Genomic DNA, 10573 nt, shown 5'->3' with positions numbered 1-10573 from the left:
GGTGGAGAGCGAGGCGGGGCGTGGGGCCACCTTCACGGTGGCGCTCCCACGCCAGGGGCCCCACGCGGCCCCCGCCGCGGACCCGACGGTGCAGCAGGGGTCTTAAGCCGGCTTCGGCGCCACCGCGGGGTTGCGGCCGTCCATGGGGGCCTGCGCGTCCGTCTGGTAGTAGTCGCGCACGACGTATTTGCGGGCCATCAGCGCCATGCCCACGCCGGCCACGGCCGCGAAGGCCGCGTAGAAGAAGAACTGCGCGGAGCCCGTGAAGACGTTGAGCGCCGCGGCGATGGCCACCACCACGTTCGCCAGCGTGTTCGTCAACAGCCACACGGCCTGGATGGTGCCCTTCATCTCCCGGGGCGCCTGCGTGTACGCGAACTCCAGGCCCGTGGTGGACACCAGGATCTCCGCCACCGTCAGCACGATGTACGGCAGGAGCTGCCACGCGATGTTCAGCGTCGTCCCGCCCTCCATGGCCACCTGGAAGAAGCCCGCGATGACGAACGACGCGGCGCCCATGATGAGGCCCATGGGCATGCGCCTGAGCGGCGTCAGCTCCCAGCCCGCGCGCTGGAAGACCGGGTACACCACGGCCGTGAGGAAGGGGATGAGCAGCATCACCAGCATGGGGTTGATGAACTGCATCTGGCTGGGCTGGAACACCACGCCGCCCACGTTGGGGTCCATGGACCGCGCCTGCACCACCCAGGTGGACGCCTTCTGGTCGAACAGCATCCAGAAGAAGGGCACGAAGGGCAGCAGCAGCGCGGACACGCGGAACACGGCCTTCACGCCCTCTACCGCCTCCGCCGGGTGCTCCGCCTTCGCCTTGTCCAGCCAGGTGCCGCCCGCCACGTCCTTGCCCCGGAACGCGCTGCCCAGCACCTTGAAGAACGCGTGCGGGTTGGGGCCCGTGGGGGGCACCAGCACGTAGTGCTTGCGGCCCGCCCAGAAGATGACCGTCGCCAGGAACATCAGGACGCCCGGCACGCCGAAGGCCACCGCCGGCCCGTAGTTCTTCATGAGCAGCGGGACGAACAGCGACGCGAAGAACGACCCGAAGTTGATGGTCCAGTAGAAGATCGCGAAGACCTTCTTCACCAGGTGGCGGTTCTTCTCCGTGAACTGGTCGCCCACCATCGCGGCCACGCACGGCTTGATGCCGCCGGAGCCAATCGCGATGAGCGTCAGGCCCGTGTAGAAGCCCGTGGCGTTGTCCTCGAAGAGCGCCAGGCACGCGTGCCCGGCGCAGTACACGAGGCTCAGCACGAAGATGGTGTGGAACTTCCCGAAGAAGCGGTCCGCCAGGTAGCCGCCGACGAGCGGGAAGAAGTACACCCCCGCCATGAACAGGTGCATCAGGCTCTTGGCCTGCGCCTCCCGCGCACCCGTCTCCGGCACGTGCGTGCGCAAGAGGTAGTCGATGAAGAACACCACGAGGATGTTCCGCATCCCGTAGAAGCTGAAGCGCTCACAGGCCTCGTTCCCGATGATGTAGGGAATCTGGGGCGGGAAGCGCTGGTCGGCGGGGGCGGTCGAGGTCTCGGCCATGCCCCCACCCTACCGGGGCCCCTCAGGCCGCGTCCACGCGCTTGCCAATGCGGGCCCGGCGCGCCTTGCCCAGCACGTGCTTGAGGTAGCGGCCGGTGTGGCTGGCCTCCACCTTCGCCACGTCCTCCGGCGTGCCGGTGGCCAGGATGTTGCCGCCGCCCGAGCCGCCCTCCGGCCCCAGGTCGATGAGCCAGTCCGCGCTCTTGATGACGTCCAGGTTGTGCTCGATGACGAGCACGCTGTTGCCCGCCTCCACGAGCCGGTTGAGCACGGACAAGAGCTTGCGGATGTCCTCGAAGTGCAGGCCCGTGGTGGGCTCGTCCAGGATGTAGAGCGTGCGGCCGGTGGCCACGCGCGCCAGCTCGCGCGCCAGCTTGATGCGCTGCGCCTCACCGCCGGACAGGGTGGGGGAGGGCTGGCCCAGCCGCAGGTAGCCCAGGCCCACGTCGGTGAGCGTCGTGAGCACGCGCATGATGTCCTTGTGCGCGCCGAAGTGGTCCACCGCCTCGCGCACGCTCAGGTCCAGCGTCTCCGCGATGTTCTTGCCCTTGTAGCGCACGCGCAGCGTCGCTTCGTTGAAGCGCTTGCCGTTGCACACCTCGCAGGGGACGTAGACGTCCGCCAGGAAGTGCATCTCCACCAGCTTCACGCCGTCGCCCTCGCACGCCTCGCAGCGGCCGCCCTTGATGTTGAAGCTGAAGCGCCCCGGGCCGTAGCCGAAGGTGCGTGCCTCCGGCGTCATCGCGAAGACTTCACGGATGGCGTCGAACACCTTGGTGTACGTGGCCGGGTTGCTGCGCGGCGTGCGGCCAATGGGCCGCTGGTCGATGTCGATGACCTTGTCCAGGTGCTCCAGGCCCTTGATGGACTTGTGCTTGCCCATGGGCTCGCGGCTCTCGTAGAGCGCGCGCGCCAGGGCCGGGTACAGGATCTCGTTGATGAGCGTGGACTTGCCCGCGCCGGACACGCCCGTCACGGCCGTGAAGATGCCCAGCGGGATGTCCGCGTCCACGTTCTTCAGGTTGTTCTCCGTCGCACCCAGGATGGAGATCTGATGCTTGGGGTTCACCGGGCGGCGCGTCTCCGGGATTTCAATCTCCTGGCGTCCGGACAGGTACGCGCCGGTGAGGCTGTTCTCGTCCGCCATCACCTGCTTGGGCGTGCCCTGGGACACCACCTGCCCACCCAGCTCGCCCGCGCCGGGGCCGAAGTCCACCAGGTAGTCCGCCTCCTCCATCGTCTCCTCGTCGTGCTCCACGACGATGACGGAGTTGCCCAGGTCGCGCAGGCGCTTGAGCGTGGTCAGGAGCTTGCCGTTGTCGCGCTGGTGCAGGCCGATGGAGGGCTCATCCAGGATGTAGATGACGCCCGTCAGCTCGCTGCCCATCTGCGACGCCAGCCGGATGCGCTGGCTCTCACCGCCGGACAGCGTGGACGCGGTGCGGTCCAGGGTGAGGTAGCCCAGGCCCACGTCCACCAGGAACGACAGGCGGCTGCGGATCTCCTTGAGCAGCTCCTGGGCAATCTTCTCCTCCTGCTGGCTCAGGCCCATCTGCGTGAGGAAGCTGCGCGCCTCCGTGATGGTCATGCGGCTCAAGTCCACGAGCGTGCGCTGGTGCACCTTCACCGCACGGCTCTCCGGACGCAGGCGCTCGCCCTTGCAGGAGGGGCAGGGCTTGTCGCTGAAGTACTTCTGCAGCTCCGCCTTGCGCGCCTCCGACGTCGTCGTCTTGAAGTTGCGCATGGTGCGGGCGAGCAGGCCCTCCCACTCCATGTTGTACTGGCCGTTGTCGCCCCACTGCACCGTGAAGGACTTGCCCTTCACGCCGTTCATCAGGACGTCCTTCTCCCGCTTGGACAGCTTCGCGTACGGGACGTCCAGATCAATCTTGAACGCGGACGCCAGGCTCTCCACGAAGTCCGCCGTCCAGCCCTCGCCGCGGTTCATGCCGCTGGCCCACGGTTCAATCGCGCCGTCGCGGATGCTGCGGCTCTGGTCCGGCACCAGCAGGTCCGCGTCCATCTCCGGCCGGGTGCCCAGGCCGTTGCAGTCCGTGCACATGCCCAGCGGGTTGTTGAAGGAGAACGACGCGGGCGTGAGGTCCCCGAAGGACAGGCCGCACGCGGGGCACGCGTTCAGCTCGCTCATCACGCGGTCTGACGCGAGCGTCCCCTTCTCATCCGTGATGATGAGCGTGCCCTTGCCCTCGCGCAGCGCGGTCTCCACGGAGTCCGTCAGGCGCGTGCGCAGGTCCGGCTTCAACACCAGCCGGTCGATGATGAGCGCGATGTCGTGCTTGGACTTCTTGTCCAGCTCGATGCGCTCCTCCAATTCGCGCACCTTCCCGTCCACGCGCGCGCGGGAGAAGCCGCGCTTCTGCGCCTCCGTGAGCAGGTCCTTGTGCTCACCCTTGCGGTTCGTGACGATGGGCGCCAGCACCTGGAGCTTGGTGCCCGCGGGCAGCTTCATGATCTCATCGACGATCTGCTGCGCGCTCTGCTTGCCCACCTTGCGCCCGCAGTTGGGGCAGTGCTGCACGCCGATGGAGGCGTAGAGCACGCGCAGGTAGTCGTGCACCTCCGTGACGGTGCCCACCGTGGAGCGCGGGTTGTTGCTGGCCGCCTTCTGCTCGATGGAGATGGTGGGCGACAGGCCTCGCAGCGTGTCGTAGCGGGGCTTCTCCATCTGCCCCAGGAACTGGCGCGCGTAGGAGGAGAGGCTCTCCACGTAGCGGCGCTGGCCTTCGGCATAGAGCGTGTCGAACGCGAGCGAGCTCTTGCCGGAGCCCGACACGCCGGTGAACACCACGAGCTTCTTCTTCGGGATGTCCAGGGAGACGGTCTTGAGGTTGTGCTCCCTGGCACCACGGATGGAAATGACGTCGGGCTCGGACATGGGGGCGCGCTTTATCACTGAAAGGGTGTTCCGGTGCACGCAAAGGCGCACGCCCGGAGCGGTTCTGGAGGAACACCCGGGACGCCCGCCCGCATCCCCCGGCCTGACGGGCACGCGGCCGTCCTGCGCGCTCCACTCCTCCCTGCTTGAAGTCGCACGGCCCTCCAGGGTGGGAGGTCGGTGTGGCATCGACCGTTTTAGAAGCTTTTGCAGTCGCTTCCACGAAACGTGGAATCTCCTGTTTTACCCGTTAAAGCCCGTGCCCCTGCGTGGGCGCCCGTTTGCCGTGTTGGCGGCGTGACGGCGCCTCGTTGGGACGTCCAGGCACCAGGGTTGCACCTTTCCACGACGACCGGATCCACGTGCAGGGCTGTGTGGGGGGACACCGGTGCCGTGTGTAGGAAGGACGGGACTCTGTATGCGTGGACTCCGATGGTTGGTGTTGGCGGTGGCGGTGGCGGCGGGGACGGCGTGTGAGCGGCCCACTTCACAGCAGGCACGCACGGGCTTCGCCGCGCGGCCGGAGCTCCTGGAGTTCGGTGCCGCCGCGGTGGGCCGCACCAAGGCGATGAAGCTGCGGCTGGCGAACGAGGGGCGCGCGTCGTACCGCGTGGAAGGCGCGCGCTCGTCGCTGCCCAACGTGAGCGTGCCCGCGTTCGAACCCTTCACGCTGACAGCCGGCGCGGAGCACGAGATTGAAGTGCGCTTCACGCCCGACGTGGAGGGCGCGGTGCAGGGGCAGCTGGAGCTGCTCACGGACGCCTCCGGCGGCGCGGCGGCGCAGGTGCCCGTCAGCGGGCGCGGCGTGAAGGCGCTGGTGGAGGTGCCGGAGACGGCGCTCGACTTCGGCAACGTGAACCTGGGGCTGGTGGAGATGCGCGAGGTGACGGTGCGCAACCCCTCCGACGTGGAGAGCCCGCTGGTGCTGTCGGTGGAGGGGTCGGACGCGGATCAGTTCTCCGCCGGGGCGGGGCTGCCGTCCACGCTGGCGCCGCACGAGACGCGCAAGGTGCCGGTGGCCTTCAGCCCGGTGCGGCTGGGCAACGCGGAGGCGGCGCTGCACGTGGCCGTCTGTGACGGCTGCGCGCCCGCGGTGGTGGCGCTGACGGGGACGGGCGTGGCCAGCGCGCTGGAGGTGACGCCGCTGCGCGTGGACTTCGGCCGGGTCGCCGTGGGCGCCACCGCCGAGGAGCGCATCACCGTGCGCAACCAGGGCAACGAGCCGCTCAGCTACAAGGGCGCGGTGCTGCTGGAGGACCCGTCCGGCGTGTTCAAGGTGGTGAGCGCGCCCGCGCTGCCCAACGACCTGCTGCCGCCGGGCGCGGTGGTGGAGCTGCGCGTGGCCTTCACGCCGGTGGCGTTCGGCCGGGTGCGCGACGGCCGCGTGGAGGTGGCCGTGCGCAAGCCGAAGACGACGTCGCCCGGCCCCAAGGTGACGCTGACGGGCGATGGTGGCGCGTCGTGCGTGGAGGTGACGCCCGCGCACCTGGACTTCGGGCCGGTGGCCTTCGGCATGACGGCCACGCGCGACGTCACCGTGTACAACCGCTGCCGCGAGGAGACGTCCGTCACGGGCCTGCACCTCACCACGCAGACGGGCGGCTACTTCACGCTCGCGCAGCCGCCGTCCAGCCAGCCGGTGGCGCCCGGGGGCACGCTGAAGGTGGGCGTCACCTTCAGCCCTCGCGCGGGCGTGGGCAGCGTGAGCCAGGGGCAGCTGGCCGTCACCTCCACCCAGCGCACCTCCAGCACCACGGACGGCGTGACGCTGTCGGGTGAGGGCAAGGCCTTCGCGCCGTGCGAGTACACGCTGCCGTCGGTGCTGGACTTCGGCCAGGTGCCGGTGGGCTCGGAGGTGGCGCTGGGCGTCACGCTGCGCAACACCGGCAACGAGGCGTGCTTCCTGTCGGCGCTCCAGCTGGCGTCGGGGTCGGACCCGGCCTTCCGCGCGGTGGGGCTCTCCAACAGCGTGCTGGAGCCCGGCAAGAAGGCGACGCTCATCGTGCGCTTCCAGCCGTCCTCGGAAGGGGAGTTCCAGGGGCTCGCGGAGGGCTGGGTGAGCCACCCCACGCGCGGCCACCCGCTGGTGAACCTGGTGGGCCGGGGCGTGCAGGGGTGCTTCTCCGTGCAGCCCACCACGGTGGACTTCGGCATCGGCCGGCTGGCGTGCGGCGCGCGCACCCGCGAGTTCATGGCCTACAACGACTGCCCGGGGGACGTGAAGGTCGCGGGCATGAAGCTGGAGCAGGCGGGAGGAGAGTTCACGGTGTCCGGCGCGCTGCCGGCCACGATTCCGGCGGGCGGGCGCGTGAAGCTCACCGCGAAGTACGCGCCCGCGGAGGAGGGCGAGGACGCGGCGACGGTGCGCTTCACGCTGAAGGACGGCGCCGTCTACAACGCGGGGCTCGTGGGGCGGGGGCTGGCGAAGACGGAGCAGACGGACCACTTCGTCCAGGAGGCGGAGGCGCGCGTGGACGTGCTCTTCGTCGTCGACAACTCGGGCTCCATGATGGAGGAGCAGCAGAGCCTGGGAGAGAACTTCGCGGCCTTCCTCTCCGCCGCCACCGCCGCGCAGGTGGACTACCGCATCGGCGTCACCACCACCGGCCTGGATCCGTCCCCCGGCGGCTGGTCCGAGTGCCCCGGCGGCGCGATGGGCGGTGAGAACGGGCGCCTGTTCCCCGTGGACGGCACCAGCCCGCGCATCATCACGCCGGAGACGCCCAACGCGGCCGGCGTCTTCGCCATCAACACGCACGTGGGCGTGTGCCACTGGAACGAGCAGGGCCTGGACGCCGCGTACCGCGCGCTGTCGGATCCGCTGCTCTACAACCTGGACGACCCGCGCACGCCGGAGGCCAACGACGGCAATGGCGGCTTCCTGCGCGAGGACGCGAAGCTGGCCATCATCGTGCTGTCGGACGAGGAGGACTTCAGCTCGCAGCCGGTGGCCTGGTACGAAACCTACCTGCTGGCCCTGAAGGGGAACGACCCCACCAAGGTGAGCTTCAACGCCGTGGTGGGCCCGGAGGACCTGTCCACCTGCACCACCTCCAGCAGCTCCGGCACCCGCTACATGGAGCTGGCCCACAAGCTCAACGGCGTGGTGGACAGCATCTGCACGCCCAACTGGGCCACGTCGCTGGAGAAGCTGTCGGAGAGCGCCTTCGGCCCCAACCGCACCTTCCCCCTGTCGGAGCTGCCCGAGGACCCGGGCGCCCTCGTCGTCCGCGTGGATGGGGTGCCCGTGACGGACGGCTGGGCCTATGACGCGCGCGCCAACGCCGTCATCTTCGACCGGCTGCGCGCCCCGGTTCCCGGTGCCGTGGTGGAAATCACCTACCCGCTGGGCTGCCCGTAGCCCGGGCGGCCATTCGTCCGTCACCGGAAAGTGCCGGGGGCGGATGACTCGACAGCGCGCGGCGGGAGGCTTTGAGTGAAGGGCATGCCGCAGGACTCCCTCCTCGTCGCCGCGCTGGGTGACATCCATGGACGCTTCCACCGGGTGGAGGCGTGGCTGGACGCGCTGGAGCAGGCGCGCGGCCGGCGGGTGGACTTCGTGGTGGCGGTGGGGGACGTGGAGGCCTTCCGCCGCGCGGACGACCACCGGCGCAAGGCCGCCAAGCGCGCCATGCCCGCGGAGTTCGCCGAGTACGCGGACGGCGTGCGCCGCGTGAAGCGGCCGCTGTACTTCATTGGCGGCAACAACGAGGACTTCGAGGCGCTGCACGATTTGCCCGACGGCGGGGAGCTGGCCCCGGACGTCCACTACCTGGGCCGCGCGGGCCTGCGCACCCTGGGCCCCCTGCGCGTGGCGTACCTGTCCGGCATCCACGCGCCGCGCTTCATCGACCAGCCGCTGAAGCGGCCCACGTCGCTGGATACGGCGAAGCAGGCGGGCTACTTCCGCACGCCGGAGGTGGAGCGGGTGGCCGCGGCGCGCGACGTGGACCTGCTGCTGGTGCACGAGTGGCCCCGGGGCATCGTGCAGCGCGCCCGCGAGGAGCGGCTGGCCCCCGCGCGCCCCCTGCCGTCGCCGTGGATTGGCAACCCGGTGACGCGCAAGCTGGTGGAAACGGTGCACCCGAGGTGGGTGCTCTGCGGCCACTCGCACAAGCCCTTCGCCGTGGCGCTGGAGGGGCACGGGCGCACGACGTCGCGCGTGGCGTGCCTGGACCAGGCGGCCCGGCCGGACACCGCCGTCTTCTGGCTGGAGTTCGAGGGCCGCGAGGCCCAGCGCGCCGGCTGGGGCGTGTCCGGCGTCGCCACCTGGCAGGCCGGGCAGCGCTGGGGGCTGCACACGCTGCCGCCCACGGAGCCGGACGGGACGGGCAGCGTGCCCGCGGACAACGGCGCTACAGCTTGACCACGTCCACGCCCTTGCGCGGCAGCTCCACGCGGAACTCCGTGTAGGGCCCGGTGCCGGAGAGCACCTCCACGCCGCCTTGATGCGCGTGGATGATCTGCTGGACGATGTAGAGCCCCAGGCCCAGGCCCTCCCCCCGGCCCCGGCGCTGGTTGCCGCCCCGGAACGGGTCGAAGAGGAAGGGCAGCAGGTGGGGCGGGATGACGCCCACGTTGGTGATGGTGAAGCGCAGGGCGTCGTCGCGCGTGCCGTCCACGCGGATGCGCACGGGCTCCGAGGCGTCGCCGTGCTGGAGCGCGTTGCCCAGCAGGTTGGACGCCACCTGCGCCAGCCGGTCCGCGTCCCAGTCCCCCACGAGGTCGCCGTCCTGCTGCACCTCGATGCGGTGGCGGGGCCACGCCGTCTGGTGCTCCTGCACCATGCGCTGCACCAGCTGCCCGAAGTCCGTCTCCCCCCGGCGCAGCGGGATGCCGCCCGCGAGCCGCGCGCGCGCCAGGTCCAGCACGTCTTCAATCATCCGGCCCATGCGCTTGCCGGCGGCCATCATCCGCGTGGCCGTCTTCTTCACGGCCTCGTCGTCGGAGCGGCGCTGGAGCAGGTCCGCCGCGGTGAGGATGGCGGAGAGGGGGTTTCTCAGGTCGTGGCCCAGCACCGCGGTGAACATCTCGTTGAGGCGCAGGGTCTCCGCGAGCGTGTCCAGCTGCTGCGCCAGCTGCTGCTTCTGGCGGTGCACCTGGAAGAAGACCTCCGCCTTGCTGCGCAGCGCCCGCGCCTCCAGCGGCTTGTAGAGGAAGTCCACCGCGCCCGCCTCGTAGCCCTTGAAGGTGCGCCGAGGGTCGCCCGTGCCCGCGGTGACGAAGATGATGGGCACGTCGCGGGTGCGCTCGGAGCCGCGCATCAGCTCCGCCAGTTCGAAGCCGTCCATCTCCGGCATCTGCACGTCCACGAGCGCGAGCGCGAACTCGTGTTGCAACAGCAACTCCAGTGCCTCCGCGCCGGAGCGGGCGCAGTGCACCTCCACGTCGTCGCGCCGCAGGACGGCGGACAGCGCCAGGAGGTTCTCCTCCAGGTCATCGACGAGCAGGCACTTCACCCGGGAGGCCACGGACAGGGGCTCCTTGCTGAGAACAGACAGGTCAGATAGCACCGCCATCTCCCCATGCCCGGAAGACGGCGGGCATCTGTTCAAGAGGAAGCACGAAATCCACCGGCCCGGCCGCGAGCGCCGCCGCGGGCATGGTGGCCATACGCGCGGTGTCAGGCGTCTGCACAAGTGTGACGCCGCCCCTGCGGCGCACCGCCTGGAGGCCCTGGGCCCCGTCCGCGTTGGCGCCCGTCAGGAGGACGCCGCCCAGGCGCTCGCCGTAGACGTCCGCCGCGGACTCGAAGAGCACGTCGATGGACGGGCGGGAGAAGTGCACCGGGGCGTCCTGCGACAGCGCGAGCGTGGGGCCGTGCGCGTCCCGGTCCACGAGCAGGTGGTAGTCCGGGGGCGCGAAGTAGAGGGCCCCCGGCTGGATGGGCTGCTTGTCGGCCGCCTCGTGCACCGGCAGCGCGCACCGGGGGGCGAACACGTCCACCAGCAGGCTGTGGCGGTCGCGGGGCAGGTGCACGACGACGAGCAGCGCGGGCCTGAAGTCGCCGGGCAGCGTGGGCAGGAGCAGCGACAGCGCGTCCACCCCGCCCGCGGACGCACCGACGACGATGGCGTCGACGCGGCCTGGAGGCGTGGCGGAAGGAGGGCGCGAGCGGGGCATGGG

General features: G+C 70.3%; 6 protein-coding genes. 2 read left to right on the top strand and 4 right to left on the bottom strand.

What is annotated here, in order from left to right:
• Positions 1–102: 102 nt before the first annotated feature.
• Positions 103–1551, bottom strand: coding sequence for a POT-type proton-dependent oligopeptide transporter (locus D7W79_RS31525; RefSeq protein ID WP_120529078.1), 1449 nt, complete (start codon positions 1549–1551; stop codon positions 103–105).
• Positions 1552–1573: 22 nt separating this feature from the next.
• Positions 1574–4447, bottom strand: coding sequence for an excinuclease ABC subunit UvrA (uvrA, locus tag D7W79_RS31520; protein WP_120529077.1), 2874 nt, complete (start codon positions 4445–4447; stop codon positions 1574–1576).
• Positions 4448–4865: 418 nt separating this feature from the next.
• On the opposite strand from uvrA, the gene D7W79_RS31515 reads away from it, so the two are divergent.
• Together D7W79_RS31515 and D7W79_RS31510 are read left to right on the top strand one after the other, a co-directional pair.
• On the top strand, positions 4866–7808 hold the full coding sequence (locus D7W79_RS31515) for a choice-of-anchor D domain-containing protein (protein ID WP_120529076.1): 2943 nt from the start codon (positions 4866–4868) through the stop codon (positions 7806–7808).
• A gap of 84 nt (positions 7809–7892) precedes the next feature.
• Positions 7893–8813, top strand: a complete 921-nt coding sequence (locus D7W79_RS31510; protein ID WP_120529080.1) for a metallophosphoesterase family protein — start codon at positions 7893–7895, stop codon at positions 8811–8813.
• Here D7W79_RS31510 and D7W79_RS31505 read toward each other — a convergent pair.
• Both D7W79_RS31505 and D7W79_RS31500 read right to left on the bottom strand, forming a co-directional pair.
• Positions 8803–9918, bottom strand: coding sequence for a hybrid sensor histidine kinase/response regulator (locus tag D7W79_RS31505; protein ID WP_208729888.1), 1116 nt, complete (start codon positions 9916–9918; stop codon positions 8803–8805). The two genes, D7W79_RS31510 and D7W79_RS31505, sit on opposite strands and share 11 nt — an antisense overlap.
• A gap of 31 nt (positions 9919–9949) precedes the next feature.
• Positions 9950–10570, bottom strand: coding sequence for a chemotaxis protein CheB (locus D7W79_RS31500; RefSeq protein WP_120529079.1), 621 nt, complete (start codon positions 10568–10570; stop codon positions 9950–9952).
• Positions 10571–10573 lie beyond the last annotated feature (3 nt).

The organism is Corallococcus exercitus (genome assembly GCF_003611585.1).
In the GTDB taxonomy this organism is placed as follows: domain Bacteria; phylum Myxococcota; class Myxococcia; order Myxococcales; family Myxococcaceae; genus Corallococcus; species Corallococcus exercitus.
This window is presented reverse-complemented; position numbering and strand designations above follow the sequence as displayed.

Excerpts from the sequence above, each read along its gene's own strand:
- D7W79_RS31500 (WP_120529079.1), bottom strand. The coding sequence starts at position 10,570 with ATGCCCCGCTCGCGCCCTCCTTCCGCCACGCCTCCAGGCCGCGTCGAC.
- D7W79_RS31515 (WP_120529076.1), top strand. The coding sequence starts at position 4,866 with ATGCGTGGACTCCGATGGTTGGTGTTGGCGGTGGCGGTGGCGGCGGGG.
- D7W79_RS31510 (WP_120529080.1), top strand. The coding sequence starts at position 7,893 with ATGCCGCAGGACTCCCTCCTCGTCGCCGCGCTGGGTGACATCCATGGA.
- uvrA (WP_120529077.1), bottom strand. The coding sequence starts at position 4,447 with ATGTCCGAGCCCGACGTCATTTCCATCCGTGGTGCCAGGGAGCACAAC.
- D7W79_RS31525 (WP_120529078.1), bottom strand. The coding sequence starts at position 1,551 with ATGGCCGAGACCTCGACCGCCCCCGCCGACCAGCGCTTCCCGCCCCAG.